We start from the raw sequence: 17692 nt of genomic DNA, 5'->3' as shown, positions 1-17692 counted from the left end.
GGAAGAAAAAAGCGCGGCGGTCGGGTGATTGCCCGCCGCGATCCTGAATCTCGCGACCTTCGCGCCCGCGCCGGCAGTGCCTCAGGAAACGCGCGGATGCCGGCCTGAGCGTCGGTCAGCCCGTATCCCGGCACAGGGTCTCGATCGCCGCCGCCGTACGTGCCAGCGCGTCGGGCTCGGCGAAGCGCCGAACCACGTCCGGATCGAGGGCGAGGCCGCGGGCGACAAGGGTGGCCCAGGCCGCAGGATCCGGCCAGCCGCGCTGGACGACCGCCGCGCCGAGCCGCCCCAGCGCTTCCGCCTTGGCCTCCTGCTCGTCGTAGGCGCGCGGCTCCGGCAGGCAGATGAAGCGCTTGCCGAGCCCCGCCACGGCGGTGACGAGCCCATCGCCCGCGCCCCCGATGACGAGCGAGGCCGGGGCGAGATGCGGGCGCACATCCGTGACCCAGCCGTGGAGGTGCAGGTTGTTCGGAGCCGCGCCCGCGCCGGTCACCGGCCCGAGGACGTGCCAAGCCCGGTCCGGGACGGCGTTGGCGGCTTCAGCGAGGCTCTCCAGACGCCCACCCTCGCCGCCGCGCCCGAACACCACGACGATGCGCCCATCCTCCTCGGGCACCGCCCGCGCCGGGCTCCCGTCGAGGAAGCCGCCATAGACCGTCTTTTCGCGCACCCAGGCCGGCACGTCGCCGCCGTCGAGCGCTTCAGGGAAAGGGGCCAGCAGCCGCGAGGCGGCGCGGAACGCCTCCAGATGCGGCGGGTCCGTGCGGGTGCCGGACAGGCGCACGACGAGGCTCGGCACCGACAGGAGCCGGGCCAGCAGCGCCACCTCCGCCGAGACATCGACGACGATCAGCGCCGGATCGTGCTCCGCCGCCCAGGCGGCGATCCGGCTCATCCGCGCACGGATGCCCGGATGGTTCAGCGGCACGTAATGGAAGCATTCGGGCCGCTGCCCCGCGCCGTCCTGCCCGTCGAAGCTGCGGTCGAGGCGGTCGTCGGGCAGGTCGAGGACGGGGCCCGGCGCGCCCGAGATGTCGAGGCCGGCAAAGCTGCCCATCAGCGTGCAGGGCCGTCCGAACCCATCGAGTTCCCGCGCGAGCGCGATTGCCCGCTGAAGGTGTCCGGCGCCCTGATGGTGGACGTAGTAGCCGACCGGACGCGTCATGCGGGCTCCGAGAAAAGTGCGGCGCGAGGCGGCAGGACCACGGGAACGACAGGCCGGCCTCAGGCCGCTCGGTCGCGCCTCAAAGACGCACCGAGATTTTCGAGCGCTGCCAGCGCCTCGTCCAGGCTGCATTCCGGCGCGGGGCCGTCCCGCGCGTCGAGGCGGGCATGGGCCCGCTCCACGAAGGCGATGTCGTTGGGGCAGGCCGCCGGGTCGATGGCGGCGAGGTCGTCCGCGTCGAGCCCGAGCGCGTGCAGGGCAGACGGCGCGGCGCCCTCGCGATAGGCGCCACGCAACGCGGCCCGGCGCCGGATGATCCGCTGCCAGTGGGCGGCCACCGGCAGGCGGTAGGCCTCGCCCTCGCGCACGACGCGGGCACGGCGCAGCATCTCGGTCGCCATGCCGCCCTCGGCCCGTCCGGCGGTGCGGGCGGAGACGAGCACCGACACGTCGGGGCAGTGGCGCAGGCGCCCGCCCGCCCGCTGGACCGCGGCGACCAGGGCATTGTCCTCGCCGCGGGGCAGCGCCGGCAGGCCGCCGACGGCGCAGTAGAGCGAGGCCCGAAGCGCGAGACTTCCGCCGGTATGGTCGCCGTGGCGCGGCGCCGGATCATGCGGCGGCGGATCGAGGGCGTCTTCCAGCGCGCGCACACCCGACCAGTAGCGCTCGACCCGCGCGTGGAAGGCGGCGAGTGCGGGATCGGCCCCCTCTTCGTCGTCGATCAGGAGCCGGCCGCCGACGATCTCGGCGTTCTCCAGGGCGCGCAGGTTCGCCGCGACCCAGCCGGGAGCCAGCCGCGCATCGGCATCGGTGGTGAGCAGCACGCCGTCCGGCGCGCCCTCGCTCTCCAGCCACGCGGCGCCCGTATCGAGGGCGCGGCGGCGGGCGGTGCCGACATGGGCCTCGGACGGGGCGAAGGTCGCCTCGATCAGACGCAGCGCCAGGGTGTCGAGCGCGCCCGAGCCCTCGAGGGCGCGCACCGCCTCGACCGTGCCGTCGGTGCAGTTGTTGCTGACGACCACGACCTTGAGGGGCGACGCCGCCGAGAAGCCCTCCTGCGCCGCGAGCGCCCGCAACAGGCGCGGCAGGCGCTCGGCCTCGTTGCGGGCCGGGATGCAGACGACGGCGGGGTGGGCGGGCGCGGGCATCGGGTCAGGCCGCCGGGCGTTCGAAGAGGGCGGCGCGGGAGCTTTGGGCCGGCGCCCCGGCCAGCACCTCGCGGTAGAGCTCCTCGTAGCCGTCGGTCATCACCTGGGCGTCGTAGAGCGTCTCGGCCCGGCGGCGGCAGGCGCGGCGGTCGAGGCCGACGGCGCGCTGGATCGCGCGGGCCAGGGCCGCCACGTCGTCGGCGGGGGCGAGCGCGCCGGAGAGGCGATCGACGATGTCGGGGATCGCGCCACGAGCAAAGGCGGCAACCGGGGTGCCGCAGGCCAGCGCCTCGGCGACGACGAGGCCGAACGGCTCTTCCCAGCGCGGCGAGACGATGGCCGCCCGCGCACCGCCGAGCTGGTGGGCCAGCTCCCGGTGGGAGAGATGGCCGACATAGGCCGCGTCCGCCCCGAGCCGCGGGGCGATCCACTCGTTCCAGTAGCGCGGGTTCGGCTGCGGGCCGGCAAAGCGCAGGGGAATCCCGGCGCGCCGTGCCGCGTCGATGGCCAGATGCGTGCCCTTCTCCGGCACGATCCGCCCGCTCCAGAACACGTAGCCGGCCGGGTCGGCCTCAGGGCTGAAGGCGAAGGTCGAGAGGTCGATGCCGTTGCCGATGACGCGGGCCTCCGGCACCAGCGGCTGCCATTCCTGCGCCAGCGACGGCGAGACGGCTGCGAAGATCATGCCGGGCTTGGCCGCGCGTACGCCCTCGGCCAGCGATTCGAAGGGCGGCGTGTGCAGCGCCGTCGTCATCGGGACGGAGAGCGTGTGGCTCGCCCGCAGCGGCAGGTCGTGCAGGCTGTTGTTGTGCACGATGTCGAATCCGCCGCGCGCGACCGCGTCCATGATCCGCTCGTAGGCCGCGAGTTCGGCGCGCTCGATCCGCTCGCAGGCGACGGGATCGCCCAGGGCGTCGCCGGTCGGCGGGCAGACGGGGTTCGGCACCAGCGCCGGATCGGAGCCCTCCGAGGCGAAGAGCGTGACCCGGTGGCCTCGCGCCCGCAGCGCGCCGGCCAAGTGATGCGTGTGCATCTCGAGGCCGCCCAAGTAGGGCTGTCCGATCGGGAACTTGAGATGGGCGATGACGGCGATCTTCAAGGGCATTGTCCGACGTCGGTGGCGTGTGAGGACTCTGGGACGAGTCCAACGGCCAGGCTTCCAGCCACACCATCGCCGTTCGTCTAGGAACGCCCGATGAACGAACCCTTCAGGAAATGGAGAGCTTGGGGAATAAAAGTGCTGCAGGCCGCCAACGGGTTCCGAACCCGTGCGTGACGCTGCGATGCGCCGCGACAGCCTGGCTCACGCAGCAACGTGCGCATGAATTGTGCCCGGGAACGGTGTGCCCCGAGGCGCGATCGATGCCGCGACCTGTCGTCTACATCCCGGCCCGTGCCGCGGTGGGGCGCTCTACATGAGCGTCAGCCCAAACCTTCCGCGCCATGCCTCAGTAAGGATTGATGAGGGGCTTTCCGACCTGCGATCGCGCAAGCGCCGGTTCAGCCCGAACCGTTAGAGATGATGAGCGACGCCATCGCTTGCGACCCCTGCCGTCGCGCCCCGGATTGCCTCCGCCTCGCCGCGCGAGACGGAGCGGATGAGGATTACTCGTCCTCCCCGAACTTGTCGGCGAGCAGCGCCTCGATCGCATCGAGGGCAGCTTGCGCGTCGTCTCCGACGGCGACCACGGCGATGGAGGTGCCCTTGGCCGCGCCCAGCGTCAGCAGGCCCATGATCGAGCGCCCGCCGACGGTCTCGCCGCCGCGGGTCACCGTCACGGCGGCGGAGAAGCGCTCCACCGTCTGCACGAACTTGGCCGAGGCGCGAGCATGCAGGCCGCGGCGGTTAATGATCGGCAAGATCCGGACGAGGCCACCCTCGGGCACCTCCGGCTGCGGCTCGATCTCGCCGTCCACGCTCTCTCCCATCGCCCCTGGCACTCCCTTCCCCGCCGCTTCGGTGCGGATCGGCGGCGCGTCGAGGCGCGCCGTTCCGGATGCGGGACGACGTGGTTAAGCCGGGAGCGGGGCGAAGAAAAGGCCGTGCGGGGGTGAGACCGGGCTACTTGCCCGCAAGAACCCGCGAGGCGACGTTGATATATTTGCGGCCCGCCTCCTGCGCATGGAGCACGGCGTCGCCCAGGCTCTCGGCTTCGCGCACGCTGGCGAGCTTGATCAGCATCGGCAGGTTGATCCCGGCGACCACTTCGACCTGGCCGCCATTCATGCATGACAAGGCGAGGTTCGACGGCGTGCCGCCGAACATGTCCGTGAGAACCACGACCCCCTGACCGGAGTTGACCCGACCGACGGCGGACATGATGTCGCCGCGGCGCAGCTCCATGTCGTCCTCCGGGCCGATCGTAATTGTCTCGACCTGCTTTTGCGGGCCGACGACATGCTCCAGGGCGGCCTTGAACTCGGTCGCTAACAGCCCGTGTGTGACGAGCACCATTCCAATCATCGAAGCGTGTTCCAACGCCCTGTGAGCGGAGACGCCATCTTGTGCAGCGCAAGGTGAAGCGCAAGCGGGTCGCGTCGTTTTGCGCGACACAACGGGCTCACCATGACACGGGCGCGGCAGCCGCGCTACACATCGTGGGCACCGCCGGGCACAAGAGCCGCCGGGTGCGTCCGCATTGCCACGCCGGCTCGAAGTGCCTCACGAATCAGGTATTCGCGGGGATGGCGCGGTTCAAGGGCGAGGCGGGGCAGTGCGACCCCGAGGAGCGTGGCGGTCGCGGTGGTGTCGGGAAGGCGCTCGGCCTCCGCTACGAGATCGACCACGAGGCGCAGCACCGCGGCCGGTGAATGCTTCGCCAGACGGCGCAGGCCGAGGCCGCGGATCTCGATCAGGCCGGCGAGCGCCGGGTGGGGCCGGGCGACGAGGCGGCCGTGATGCGCCTCCAGCCGAATGCGGTCGTCGCCGACGAGGCGGGCATGGCGCCCTTCCAGGAAGAAGCGGTCGAGAAGCGCGAGGCAGAGCGCGGACTTGCCCGACCCGGACGGCCCCCGGATCAGCACGCCGGCCTCGTCGAGGAGCACGCAGCTCGCATGCACCGTGTCGTGTCGCGTTTCCTGTGGCGGTTCGCTGTCCGGCGCGACCTCCCCGCTCATGCGGCGAGGTCGTCGTCGCCGTAGCGGTCGGCCCGGGGGGCCACGGGCAGGCGCACGATGAAGCGGGCGCCGCGCACCGTCGGGTTCCCCTCCTCGTCGGCCGGGCCCGGGCGGTTCTCGGCGCGGATCGAGCCGTGATGGGCCTGGATGATCTGCCGCGAGATCGACAGGCCGAGCCCGGAATTCTGGCCGAAACCCTGTTCCGGCCGGTCGGTGTAGAAGCGCTCGAAGATCCGCTCCAGGGCATGCTCGGGGATGCCGGGCCCCTCGTCTTCGACCACGAACTCGACCTCGTTCTTGAGGCGGCGCAGGGCCACTCGCACCTTGGCGCCGGGCGGCGAGAACGAGCGGGCGTTGTCGAGCAGGTTGTTGACGACCTGTCCGAGGCGGCTGTCGTGGCCGATGATGCGGAACGGATCCTCGATCTCGCTGCTCGGCCGCTCGATGTCGAACTGGATCACCGCCGCCTTGGCCCGACGCCGCTCGTTGGCCACCGAGGTCACGGTGGTCAGGAGCTTGCCGAGATCGACCCGGCGCGCCTCCGCGCGGGCGAGTTCCGCGTCGAGGCGGGAGGCATCGGAGATATCGGAGATCAGCCGGTCGAGGCGCTTCACGTCGTGCTGGATGATCTGCATCAGCCGACCCCGCGATTCGTCGGTCTTGGCCAGCGGCAGGGTTTCGACCGCGCTGCGGAGCGAGGTCAGCGGGTTCTTCAACTCGTGGCTGACATCGGCCGCGAAGCTCTCGATGGCGTCGAGCCGCCGGTAGAGCGCCTGGGTCATGTCGCGCAGCGCGCCGGAGAGGTGGCCGATCTCGTCGGTGCGACCCGTGAAATCCGGGATCTCCTGGCGCGACTTGATGCCCCGGCGCACCCGCTCGGCGGCGTCGGCCAAGCGCCGCACCGGCCCGGCGATGGCGCCCGCGAGCAGGATCGACAGCACCAGCATCACGGCGGCCGCGACGAGGAACACCTGAAGCAGGCCGAAGCGCTCGGAGGCGATCACCCGGTCGATGTCGCCGCCTTGGGTCGAGACCATCAGCACGCCGCGCACCGAGCCCGCCCGCTGGATCGGCACCGCCACGGAGACGATGGTCTCGCCGCTTTCGTTGCGTCGGGAAATCGTGCCGCGCGAGCCCTTGAGCGCCGCTTGGACCTCGCGGAAGGCGCGCCCGTCCTGCGGGCCCGCCTCTTCCTGGGCCGAGCGCTCGCTGACGACGAGGCCGAGGATGCGGGTGCCGACGAAGTCCCAGATCCGCTCCAGCACGTTGGGCTTGGGCGGCTTCACCACGGTCTCGGTGCGGGCAATGTCGCCGCGGGCATAGAGCGTGCGGGTGTCGAACAGCAGGCTCCCCTCGCTGTCGTAGACCCGAGCGCGGTTGCCCGTCGGGGTCACGAGGCGGCGCAGCAGGGGCGCGACCTTCTCGGGGTTGAGCGAGAAGGCGAGCGAGGCGGGATCGTCGTCGAACTCCCGGCCCTCGCCGGCCTGCTGTTGCAGGAGCTTGTCCGGATCGACGCGGATCGTGTCGGTGTCGACGGAGGCCTGGGCGGCGATGGCGCCGGCGATGATGTCGCCCTGGATCAGCAGGCTCTGCACACGCGCCTGGATCAGCCCCTGGCGGAACTGGTTCAGGTAGAGGAAGCCGAACAGGAGGACGATCAGCCCGACGAGGTTGAGCACCACGATGCGGCGCGTCAGGCTCGACGAGGCGCGCTGGCCGACCGCGTTCCAGAGGTCGCGCGGCCAGGTCAGAGGCGGGCGGGTGAGGGAGCCGACGAGCCGCGCGAGGACGCCGCGGCGGGCGTGGGCCTCATCGGAATCGGGCTGGCGGGACAGGGGGGCGAGCATCGACGGACGGGACCGCGGGGGAATCGCCTCAACCCTCCTTGAACCGGTAGCCGACGCCGTAGAGCGTCTCGATCATGTCGAAGCTCTGGTCCGTCACCTTGAACTTCTTGCGCAGCCGCTTGATGTGGCTGTCGATGGTGCGGTCATCGACATAGACCTGATCGTCGTAGGCCGCGTCCATCAGGGCGTTGCGGCTCTTCACGACGCCGGGGCGCTGGGCCAGCGCCTGGAGGATCAGGAACTCGGTGACGGTGAGCGTCACCGGCTCGCCCTTCCAGGTGCAGGTATGGCGCTCGGGGTCCATCATCAGCTGGCCGCGCTCGAGCGAGCGGGCGGCGGCATCGGCCTCGCGGGCGGCGGCCCCCGGCGAGACGTCCTTCGGGGCGAAGCGGCGCAGCACCGCCTTGACCCGCTCGACCAGCAGGCGCTGCGAGAACGGCTTATGGATGAAGTCGTCCGCGCCCATCTTGAGCCCGAACAGCTCATCGATCTCCTCGTCCTTCGACGTGAGAAAGATCACGGGAAGGTCCGATTTCTGCCGCAGGCGTCTGAGAAGCTCCATTCCGTCCATGCGCGGCATCTTGATGTCGAAGATGGCGAGATCGGGCGGGGAGTGACGCAGACCGTCCAGCGCCGAGGCGCCATCGGTGTAGGTCTGGATGCGGTAACCCTCGGTCTCCAGCGCGATCGAGACGGAGGTCAGGATGTTGCGGTCGTCGTCGACGAGGGCGATCGTGGGCATGCAGTTTCCCTGACTTGACGGCGCGCGCGCCGCCCCTGGCGCGTCCTTGGCGGGGCCCGCAACGGCCAGGCTCGGCCCCCGCAAATCGGGAGCCGCCGGCCGTGCGGAGGGTCTCGTCCTTTACGACCATCGTTCGAAAAAAGCGAGCGGCAGTCTAAGCTTGGCCGTATCGGCGGGCTCGGATATGGGCGTTCGGATGGGGAAAGTGGGCGGACAACGCGCCGCGCCCAGCCCCCGTATCACCCCTCGTGCGGAGCCGTTCCGCCGCGCTATGCTCCGGCCCGAAACCCGGTGAGGACTGCTTTCATGGCCAACGACGCGATGCCGCCCGCGCAGGAACGCCGCCGGCCGGCCGAACCGCTGCCCGCTTCGGAGGCACCGTTCGACGCGATCGGCCTTGCCCGGCATCTTCTGCGCAGCGTGCGATCGGGCGCGCTCGCCACGATCGATGCGGCCGACGGCACCCCCTTCGCCTCCCTCGTCACCCTCGCCACCGACAGCGACGGCACGCCCCTGATGCTGCTCTCGCGCCTCTCGGCGCATACGCGCAACCTCGACAACGACCCGCGCGCCTCGCTGCTGTTCTCGGTGGGCGGCAAGGGCGACCCGCTCGCCCATCCGCGCCTGACGGTGACGGGCCGCGCCGCACGCTGCGACGAGCCGCGGATTCGCGAGCGCTTCCTCGCTCGCCACCCGAAGGCGAAGCTCTACGCCGACTTCCCCGATTTCGGCTTCTTCACCCTGGCGCCCAAAGCCGGCCACCTCAACGGGGGCTTCGCCAAGGCCGCAACCCTGACGCCGCAGGAACTGCTCCTCGACATGGCCGGCGCCGAGGCGATCGTCGCGGGCGAGCGCGGCGCCGTCGAGCACATGAACGCGGATCACACCGACGCGCTCGCCCTCTACGCCGCGGGCGCCGGCGAGCCCGGCAGCGGCTGGCGGCTCACCGGGCTCGACCCAGAGGGGCTCGACCTGATGGCCGGCGAGCGCACGGCGCGGGTGCCCTATCCCGAGCCGGTGCGCGACATGGGCGCCCTGCGCAAGAGCCTCGTGGCGATGGCGGCCGCAGCGCGGGCGGGCTCCGCCCCCGGTCCCGACGGGCAGGCCTGAACCCGCCCGGAAGGCACGCGGCACAAACAACGGAGAGCGCGCGGCACGCCCCCCCGCCTTGGCGTGCGTGCCCGCCGCTGCTATCTCCGGCCCTGACATTCCCGACAAACCTGCCGTGCGCCGCGTCAGCCCCGCGACGGGACCGCCGTGCCGGAGACCCCGATGACCACCCGCACCATCGACAACATCCGCAACTTCTCCATCGTCGCGCATATCGACCACGGCAAGTCGACGCTCGCCGACCGGCTGATCCAGACCACCGGCACCGTGGCGCTGCGCGACATGAGCGAGCAGATGCTCGACTCGATGGATATCGAGAAGGAGCGCGGCATCACCATCAAGGCCCAGACCGTGCGGCTCGAATACCGCGCGGAGGACGGCAAGGATTACATCCTCAACCTGATGGACACGCCCGGCCACGTCGATTTCGCCTACGAGGTCTCGCGCTCGCTCGCTGCCTGCGAAGGCTCGCTGCTGGTGGTCGATGCCTCCCAGGGCGTCGAGGCGCAGACGCTCGCCAACGTCTACCAGGCGCTCGACGCCAACCACGAGATCGTGCCCGTCCTCAACAAGGTCGATCTGCCGGCCGCCGAGCCGGACCGGGTCAAGGAGCAGATCGAGGAGGTGATCGGCCTCGACGCCTCCGAGGCCGTGCCGATCTCGGCCAAGACCGGCCTCAACATCGAGGCGGTGCTGGAAGCCATCGTCAAGCGCCTGCCGGCACCCAAGGGTGACCGCGAGGCGCCGCTGAAGGCGCTGCTGGTCGATAGCTGGTACGACGTCTATCTCGGCGTCGTCGTGCTCGTGCGCATCGTCGACGGCGTGCTCAAGAAGGGCATGACCATCCGCATGATGGGCGCGGACGCCGCCTACGGCGTCGATCGCATCGGCGTGTTCCGGCCGAAGATGGCCGATATCGGCGAGCTCGGCCCCGGCGAGGTCGGCTTCTTCACCGGCTCGATCAAGGAAGTGGCCGATACCCGCGTCGGCGACACGATCACCGAGGACAAGCGCCAGACCACCGAGATGCTCGCGGGCTTCAAGGAGGTTCAGGCGGTCGTGTTCTGCGGCCTGTTCCCCGTGGACGCCGCCGACTTCGAGAACTTGCGCGGCGCCATGGGCAAGCTGCGCCTGAACGATGCCAGCTTCTCCTACGAGATGGAGACCTCGGCCGCGCTCGGCTTCGGCTTCCGCTGCGGCTTCCTCGGGCTGCTCCACCTCGAGATCATCCAGGAACGCCTGGAGCGCGAGTTCAACCTCGACCTGATCTCGACGGCGCCCTCGGTCGTCTACCGCCTGCTGATGCGCGACGGCGAGCACAAGGAGCTGCACAACCCGGCCGACATGCCCGATCCGATGAAGATCGAGACGGTCGAGGAGCCGTGGATCCGCGCCACCATCCTCACGCCCGACGAGTATCTCGGCGGCGTGCTGAAGCTGTGCCAGGACCGGCGCGGCATCCAGATCGACCTCAACTACGTCGGCAAGCGCGCCATGGTCGTCTACGACCTGCCGCTCAACGAGGTGGTGTTCGATTTCTACGACCGCCTGAAATCGATCTCGAAGGGCTACGCCTCGTTCGACTACCACGTCTCGGATTACCGCGAGGGCGACCTCGTGAAGATGTCGATCCTCGTCAACGCCGAGCCGGTCGATGCGCTCTCGATGCTCGTCCACCGCACCCGCGCCGAGTCGCGCGGCCGGGCGATGTGCGAGAAGCTGAAGGATCTGATCCCGCGCCACCTGTTCCAGATTCCGGTCCAGGCGGCGATCGGCGGCAAGATCATCGCCCGCGAGACCATCCGGGCGCTGTCCAAGGACGTGACCGCCAAGTGCTACGGCGGCGACATCTCGCGCAAGCGCAAGCTTCTGGACAAGCAGAAGGAAGGCAAGAAGCGCATGCGCCAGTTCGGCCGCGTGGAGATCCCGCAGGAGGCGTTCATCGCCGCCCTGAAGATGGACGACTGACGGGCTCGTCCCCTATCCTCGCGGTCGCGAGGCGGGGCCGAAACGATCCGGGCCCCTCTCTCCGGAGACGTCGCGCGAGGGGTTCGCTTCACTGCCTCGCGGCCACGGCGAGGACGCCATACGAGCAACAATCGAAAAAAATCCCGCCTGCGCGTAAAATCAGCGCCGTTGTTTCATTTGTAAGAAACCGGTCCCGTCATACCCCGGTCAAGCCGCCACGGTAACGGCGTAATTCGGGAGCTTCGGTTGCGCGCAAGCGAAAGCCGAATCAACCGGCGCGCAGCGCGCCCGTCGTGACATCGAGGCGCTGGGTCGAAGCGGAACGGGACGACGATGGGCGGGGCGCACGACGACAACCTGACGCCGCACAGGATGCGGCTGCGCTCGCAACTTCTCGTTGCCTGCGTGCTGGGGGCCGGCGCGGCCGCCGCCCTCTGGTACGGGCGACCGAAGGAGGTCGATGCCGCCGTGCCGATGCCGGCCGCCGTGACGACGACCGCGCCGGGCCGCTTCGTGCTCTCCGAGAGCCAGCTCGCCACCGTCACCACCGTGGCGGTCGAGCAGCGGCTGTTCTACGAGGACATCGCCACCGAGGGGAAGATCAGCGTCGACGAGTACCGCGCGACGCCCGTCTTCTCGCCCTATGCCGGCCGGGTCATCACCATCTTCGCCCGCTCCGGCGAGCAGGTGAAGCAGGGCGACAAGCTGTTCTCGCTCCAGGCCAACGAGATGGTCCAGGCGCAGAACGACTTCCTCGCGGCGCTGAACGTGCTCAACAAGACGCGCTCGCAGCTCTCCTACGCCACCAACACCGAGAAGCGCCTGCACGACCTCTACGATTCCCGCGTGACCACGCTGAAGGAATTGCAGACCGCGCAGAACGACCTCACGACGGCGCAGAACGACGCCAAGACGGCGGAGGTCGGCCTGGAGGCGGTGCGCAACCGCCTGCGCATCCTCGGGCTCGCCGACGACGACATGAAGGCGCTCCAGACCAAGGGCGCGATCAACCCCGAGACGACGATCAACGCGCCGCTCTCCGGCACCGTGATCCAGCGCAAGATCGGCCCGGGCCAGTACATCAACACCGGCGGCTCCGACCCCTCCTACCTCATCGGCGATCTCGGCCGAGTCTGGATCGTCGCGCAATTGCGCGAGACCGACGCGGCCAAGGTCGATCTCGGCGAGCGCATCCGCTTCCGGGTGCTCGCCTACCCGAACCAGACCTTCGAGAGCCGGATCAACTACATCGGCGCCTCGGTCGATCCCGCCACGCGCCGCATCGTCGTGCGCGCCGAGGTCGACAATCCCAAGGGGCTCCTGAAGCCCGAGATGTATGCCAGCGTCCATATCATCAACGAGCGCGAGACCGTCTCCCGCGCCGTGCCGCGCCAAGCGGTGATCTTCGAGGGCGACAAGGCGCGGGTCTGGGTGCTCGGCGCCGGCAACACCGTCGAGAGCCGCTCCGTCAAGACCGGCTTCCTCGACGGCAACGACATCGAGGTGACGGAAGGGCTCGCGCTGGGCGAGCGGGTGATCTCGAAGGGCGCCCTGTTCATCGACGGCATGACCGACCAGCCCGGCTGAGAAAGCCCGGCCCCCCATTTCCCGCGCAAACAAGCATTCCGAGCCGGGGCCGTCCCCGGCCGCGCCCGACGGCGCGAGGTTGGAACCGCCCCCATGAACGGCATCGTCGCGCTCGCGCTCCGGCAGCGGCCCCTCGTCATCCTCGCCTTCCTGCTGTTCGTGGTCGGCGGCTTGGCCGCCTTCCAGAACCTCAACATCGAGGCTTATCCCGACCCGACCCCGCCCATGGTCGATGTCGTGACCCAGACCGACGGCCTCTCGGCCGAGGAGATCGAGCGCTACGTCACGATCCCGATCGAGCGGATCACCTCGGGCATGCCGAACCTCAAGCAGGTTCGCACCATCTCGCTCTACGGCCTGTCCGACGTGAAGCTGCAATTCGGCTTCGAGTTCGACTATCTCCAGGCCGAGCAGCAGGTCTTGAACCGCCTGCAGCAGCTCGATCCGCTGCCGGCCGGTGCCAAGCCCACCATCTCGCCGATCAGCCCGATCGGTGAGATCTTCCGCTACAAGCTCACGGCGCCGCCGGGCTACAGCGTGCTCGACCTGCGCACGCTCCAGGAATGGGTGCTGAAGAAGCGCTTCCGCGCGGTGCCCGGCGTGATCGACGCCATCGGCTGGGGCGGCAAGACCAAGACCATCGAGCTCTCGGTCGATCTCGACCGGCTGATGGCCTACGGCCTCTCCCTCGCCAACGTGGTCAAGACCCTCAACGACAGCAACCTCAATGTCGGCGGCAACCGCGTCGCCATCGGCGGCCAGTCGGCGGTGGTGCGCGCAGTCGGCCTGATCCGCGACATCGACGACATCAACGGCACGGTGTTGACCCAGGTCGGCGGCGCGCCGGTGCTGGTCAAGGACGTGGCCACCGTCACCATCGGCCACCAGCCGCGGCTCGGCATCGCCGGGATGAACGACGAGGACGACATCGTCCAGGGCATCGTCCTGATGCGCCGCGGCGAGAAGAGCACGCCCTCGATCGAAGCCGTGAAGGTGGAGGTCGCCAAGATCGAGGCCGCCGGCCTCCTGCCGCCGGGCGTCAAGATCGAGCGCATCTACGACCGCGCCGACCTCATCGCGGTCACCACTCACACCGTCCTGCACAACATGGTGGTGGGCATCCTGCTGATCCTCGCGATCCAGTGGCTGTTCCTCGGCAACCTGCGCTCGGCGCTCATCGTCGTGGCGACGATCCCGTTCGCCCTGTTCTTCGCCGTCGTCATCCTCGTGGCGCGCGATGAATCCGCCAACCTGCTCTCGGTCGGCGCGCTCGATTTCGGTCTCATCGTCGATGGCACCGTCATCATGGTCGAGGCGATCTTCCGGCGCCTGTCGGGCCACGGCATCCCCGGCTACCCGCCGCCGGGGCTCGACGCGAAATCCGGGCGCATCGCGCTCGCGGCCGGCGATGTCAGCCGCTCGATCTTCTTTGCCGCGGCGATCATCGTGACGGGCTTCCTGCCGCTGTTCACGCTCACCGGCGTCGAGGGCCACATCTTCGGGCCGATGGCGACGACCTACGCCTACGCCCTGCTCGGCGGCCTCATCGCCACCTTCACGGTGACGCCCGCGCTCGCCGCCTACCTCCTCCCCGCCCATATCGAGGAGAAGGAGACGATCCTCGTGCGCGCCCTCGACCGGATGTACCGCCCGGCGGTGCGCGCCGCGCTCGGCGCCCGGCTCGTTACGGTGGCCTGCGTCGCGCTGATCGCGGTCGGCGTCGGGCTGGCCGCACGCAACCTCGGCTCGGAATTCCTGCCGAAGCTGGAGGAGGGCAATCTCTGGGTCCGCGCCACCATGCCGGCGACGATCTCGCTGAGTGAGAGCAACGGCTACGTCAACGAGATGCGCAAGATCATCGCTCAGATCCCGGAGGTCGAGCGCGTGGTCTCTCAGCACGGGCGCCCGGATGACGGCACCGACGCGGCCGGCTTCTTCAACGCCGAGTTCTTCGCGCCGATGAAGCCGCTCGAACAATGGCGCCCCGGCGTGGACAAGGAGAAGCTCACCGAGGAGATGCTGCACAAGCTCCAGGCGGCCTTCCCCGGCGTCGATTTCAACCTGTCGCAATACCTTCAGGACAACGTCGCCGAGGCGGTGTCCGGCATCAAGGGCGAGAACTCGTTCAAGATCTTCGGCAACGACCTGCAAAAGCTCACCGACAGCGCGAGAAGCGTGATGAGGGTGCTCTCCACGGTTCGCGGCGTCGAGGATCTGGCAGTGTTCCAGTCGCTCGGCCAGCCGACCATCGAGATCGACGTGGACCGGGTGCGGGCTGCCCGCTACGGCCTGACGCCCGGCGACATCAACACCACGGTGCGCACCGCCATCGGCGGCGACTCGGCCGGCGACCTCTACGATCCCGGCTCCGAGCGGCACTACCCGATCATGGTGCGGCTCGCGCCGCAATTCCGCCAGAGCATCGAGGCGATCGCCAACCTGCGCATCGCCGGCCAGAGCCCGGCCAACGGCGCGCCCGTGCAGTTTCCCTTGAGTGCGGTGGCGCGGGTCGAACTCGTCTCCGGCCCCGCCTACATCTACCGCGAGGCGCAGGAGCGCTATCTGCCAGTGAAGTTCTCCGTGCGCGGGCGCGATCTCGGCAGCACCATCGAGGAGGCGCGCGCCCGCGTCGCCAACGAGGTGAAGCTGCCGCCGGGCTACCGGCTGGAGCTGGTCGGCGAGTTCAACAACATGAAGGGCGCGATTGCCCGCCTCTCCGTGACCGTGCCGATCGCGGTCGGCATCATCGCGATCCTGCTGTTCATGAACTTCTCGTCGGTGACCGATTCGCTGCTTGCGCTCAGCGTGATCCCGATGGCGATGGCCGGCGGCATCCTGGCGCTCTCGCTCACCGGCACCTCGTTCAGTGTCTCGGCGGCGATCGGCTTCATCGCGCTGCTCGGCATCGCGGTGATGGACGGCATCATCGTGCTGTCGTTCTACAACGACCTGCTGGCCGCGGGCGTGCAGCGCGTGCCGGCGATGCTGCGCACCTGCTACACGCAGATGCGCCCCGTGGTGATGACCTGCGTCGTGGCCGGCGTCGGCCTGCTGCCCGCCGCCTTCTCCACCGGCGTCGGCTCGCAGGTGCAGAAGCCCCTGGCGCTGGTGGTGGTGGGCGGCATGGCGCTGGCCCCCCTGCTGATCCTGCTCGTGCTGCCGGTGCTGATCCTCACCTTCTCGCGCCGCCAGCCCGCCTTGCATTCGGAAGCCTCGGACCGGGTGGCCGCCGCGCAGGCGCATTCCCACGCCGGAGCGTAAAGGGGCGTCCGTGCCCCTCACCCCCGCCGCGTCGAGCCCCGCAGCATCGCCCGCCCGCTCAGCGTCACCTTGCGCACCGGCTGGCTCGGATGCGCGATGCGCTCGAACAGAAGGCGCATCGCCTGGGCACCGATCTCGGCGACCGGCTGCTCGATCACGGTCAGGCCGGGCTCGACCAGATCGGTCCAGGGCTCATTGTCGAAGCCCGCGAGTGCGAGATCGTTCGGCACGGCGAGCCCGAGGGTCCGGGCCGCGCGCACCGCCCCCATCAACATCAGGCCGTTGGAGAGGATCAGCGCCTCGGGCCGGTCGGGCTGTGACAGCCAGCGCGCCGCCTCCGCTTCCGTGGCCGCCGCGTTCGGCGCCACGGTGCGGGCGAGCGGCGCGAGGTCGTAGCGGGCCATGGCTGCGGCATAGCCCGCCTGACGCTCCTACGCGGTCGTGCTGGTGGAGCCGAACAGGCCACCGATGCGCTGGAAGCCCTGCGCCACGAGGTGATCGACCAGGGACGAAGCGGCGGCGTTGTCGAGCACCACGCTATCATGGGCGCCGGGCGGCCCCGAGCGGTCGATGAAGACCGTGGGGAAGGACAGGCTGTCCGCCTTCAGCCCCTCCGCCGTGATACGGGTGGGCGCGAAGATCACGCCGGTGACGCGCTCCTCCTCCATCAGGCGGAGGTCATCGCCTCGCGGGCCGGATCCTCGTCGGTGTTGCACAGGATCACCCGCATCCCGGCGGCGTAGGCCGCATCCTCCACCGCGCGGCTCACCGCCGTGAAGAACGGGTTGCGGATGTCGGCGACGATCAGGCCGATGGTCTGCGCCGCCTTCGAGCGCAGGCGCCGGGCCGAAAGGTTCGGCCGGTAGCCGGTGGCCCGCACCGCCGCCTCGACCTGTTCGCGCACGGCCTCGCTCACCGGCCCCCGCCCGAGCGCACGCGATACCGTCGCCGTCGAGACACCCGCCACGCGGGCCACGTCGCGGATTCCGACGCTCATCGCATGGGAAACGTTTTCATCGGCATGAACCGTTTCTGCCCTCGCGTCAGAAGGCGAGCAAGCGTCAGCTTGCACTTTGATGCAGGCCGACGCGTGATGGGAGTTGTGGAAACGTTTCCATGCAGCACAACAGGTCAGGCCCAAGCGCCGCCGATCACCGACGCACCCGGCCAAGCCATCCGGGGCGCCCCGGATTGAGGAGAGCACGCTATGCTCGCGCTGACGCCGACATTTTCGCCCCCGCGCACGGGTCCGCGGCGGCTGGTCCGCCTCGGCGCCGCCCCGGCGAGCAAGGAGGCCGCGATCCGCGAGGCCGCCGGGCTGCTGACCGCCGCCGGCTGCATCGGCGGCGCCTACGGTGCCGGGCGGCGGCCGTGCTCGGCGCGGCCTTCATCACCGAGGACGCGATCCCCTTCGCCGCGGCCGACCCGCTGGCGCTGGGCAACATCGAGGCGGCGCAAGCCTCGCTCGGGCTGTTCCGCACCCTTCCGACGTAGCAGATCATGATGGAGCTGATTGACGGCGTTCAAGTCTCGCCCGCGATCCGGCTGACGCCGAACCTGCGATACATCGTCAACCCAGACCAGATGCGGTTTCCGTACGACCCGAAGAACATTCCCGACGCCTTCGTGGTCGGCGCCAAGCTCTCGGTGGACCTGTTCACGCTCGCCGGCTTCGCCCGGGGGCCGGGGAGCCTGTGAGGCAGGGCATGGCGCCCTGTTCCAGCGATACGCCAAGCCAAGCGTCAGG

The 17692-nt window shown here is 69.8% G+C and carries 15 protein-coding genes and 1 pseudogene; 5 read left to right on the top strand and 11 right to left on the bottom strand.

Annotated elements, in window-relative coordinates; translation table 11 throughout:
• Window positions 1-115 precede the first annotated feature (115 nt).
• The 8 genes from ASF53_RS09305 to ASF53_RS09270 form a co-directional block, all read right to left on the bottom strand.
• Window positions 116-1165, bottom strand: a complete 1050-nt coding sequence (locus tag ASF53_RS09305; protein ID WP_056197264.1) for a glycosyltransferase family protein — start codon at window positions 1163-1165, stop codon at window positions 116-118.
• Window positions 1166-1224: 59 nt separating this feature from the next.
• A complete protein-coding gene (locus ASF53_RS09300) occupies window positions 1225-2313 on the bottom strand; it encodes a glycosyltransferase family 2 protein (RefSeq protein ID WP_056197262.1) in 1089 nt (362 codons plus the stop codon).
• 4 nt (window positions 2314-2317) lie between these two features.
• Entirely contained in the window at window positions 2318-3412 is a 1095-nt protein-coding gene (locus ASF53_RS09295; RefSeq protein ID WP_056197260.1) for a glycosyltransferase family 4 protein, read from the bottom strand.
• A 506-nt stretch (window positions 3413-3918) separates the two neighbouring features.
• The gene (locus ASF53_RS09290; RefSeq protein WP_056197258.1) at window positions 3919-4242 is read right to left on the bottom strand and encodes an HPr family phosphocarrier protein; all 324 of its coding nucleotides are present in this window, start codon (window positions 4240-4242) and stop codon (window positions 3919-3921) included.
• A gap of 133 nt (window positions 4243-4375) precedes the next feature.
• Entirely contained in the window at window positions 4376-4777 is a 402-nt protein-coding gene (locus ASF53_RS09285) for a PTS sugar transporter subunit IIA (protein WP_003606016.1), read from the bottom strand.
• A 125-nt stretch (window positions 4778-4902) separates the two neighbouring features.
• The gene (locus ASF53_RS09280; RefSeq protein ID WP_056197256.1) at window positions 4903-5430 is read right to left on the bottom strand and encodes an HPr kinase/phosphorylase; all 528 of its coding nucleotides are present in this window, start codon (window positions 5428-5430) and stop codon (window positions 4903-4905) included.
• On the bottom strand, window positions 5427-7277 hold the full coding sequence (locus ASF53_RS09275) for a sensor histidine kinase (RefSeq protein WP_056197254.1): 1851 nt from the start codon (window positions 7275-7277) through the stop codon (window positions 5427-5429). Before ASF53_RS09275 ends, ASF53_RS09280 begins: the two co-directional genes overlap by 4 nt.
• Window positions 7278-7305: 28 nt before the next feature.
• Window positions 7306-8019, bottom strand: coding sequence for a response regulator transcription factor (locus ASF53_RS09270; protein ID WP_056197252.1), 714 nt, complete (start codon window positions 8017-8019; stop codon window positions 7306-7308).
• Between the two features lie 306 nt (window positions 8020-8325).
• Here ASF53_RS09270 and ASF53_RS09265 point away from each other — a divergent pair, with 306 nt between their 5' ends.
• From ASF53_RS09265 to ASF53_RS09250, 4 genes are all read left to right on the top strand, one after another.
• Window positions 8326-9129, top strand: coding sequence for a HugZ family pyridoxamine 5'-phosphate oxidase (locus ASF53_RS09265; protein WP_056197249.1), 804 nt, complete (start codon window positions 8326-8328; stop codon window positions 9127-9129).
• 162 nt (window positions 9130-9291) lie between these two features.
• Window positions 9292-11097, top strand: coding sequence for a translation elongation factor 4 (lepA, locus tag ASF53_RS09260; protein WP_056197247.1), 1806 nt, complete (start codon window positions 9292-9294; stop codon window positions 11095-11097).
• 333 nt (window positions 11098-11430) lie between these two features.
• Window positions 11431-12684 (top strand): efflux RND transporter periplasmic adaptor subunit, encoded by a 1254-nt coding sequence (locus tag ASF53_RS09255; RefSeq protein ID WP_056197245.1) that lies wholly within the window; start codon window positions 11431-11433, stop codon window positions 12682-12684.
• Window positions 12685-12777: 93 nt separating this feature from the next.
• A complete protein-coding gene (locus ASF53_RS09250; RefSeq protein WP_056197242.1) occupies window positions 12778-15945 on the top strand; it encodes an efflux RND transporter permease subunit in 3168 nt (1055 codons plus the stop codon).
• A 17-nt stretch (window positions 15946-15962) separates the two neighbouring features.
• Here ASF53_RS09250 and ASF53_RS26625 read toward each other — a convergent pair whose 3' ends face one another.
• From ASF53_RS26625 to ASF53_RS26615, 3 genes are read right to left on the bottom strand one after another with little or no spacing between them, the layout of a single operon-like run.
• Window positions 15963-16349, bottom strand: a complete 387-nt coding sequence (locus ASF53_RS26625) for a substrate-binding domain-containing protein (RefSeq protein WP_286134272.1) — start codon at window positions 16347-16349, stop codon at window positions 15963-15965.
• 27 nt (window positions 16350-16376) lie between these two features.
• A complete protein-coding gene (locus tag ASF53_RS26620; protein ID WP_286134271.1) occupies window positions 16377-16613 on the bottom strand; it encodes a type 1 periplasmic-binding domain-containing protein in 237 nt (78 codons plus the stop codon).
• On the bottom strand, window positions 16613-16942 hold the full coding sequence (locus ASF53_RS26615; protein ID WP_286134270.1) for a LacI family DNA-binding transcriptional regulator: 330 nt from the start codon (window positions 16940-16942) through the stop codon (window positions 16613-16615). The genes ASF53_RS26620 and ASF53_RS26615 overlap by 1 nt, the downstream gene beginning before the upstream one ends.
• Before the next feature lie 428 nt (window positions 16943-17370).
• On the opposite strand from ASF53_RS26615, the pseudogene ASF53_RS09240 reads away from it, so the two are divergent.
• Window positions 17371-17643 (top strand): annotated as a pseudogene (locus tag ASF53_RS09240) (carbohydrate porin); the annotation flags it as partial.
• Between the last annotated feature and the right edge of the window lie 49 nt (window positions 17644-17692).

The organism is Methylobacterium sp. Leaf123 (assembly GCF_001423405.1).
Lineage (GTDB): Bacteria > Pseudomonadota > Alphaproteobacteria > Rhizobiales > Beijerinckiaceae > Methylobacterium.
This window is presented reverse-complemented; position numbering and strand designations above follow the sequence as displayed.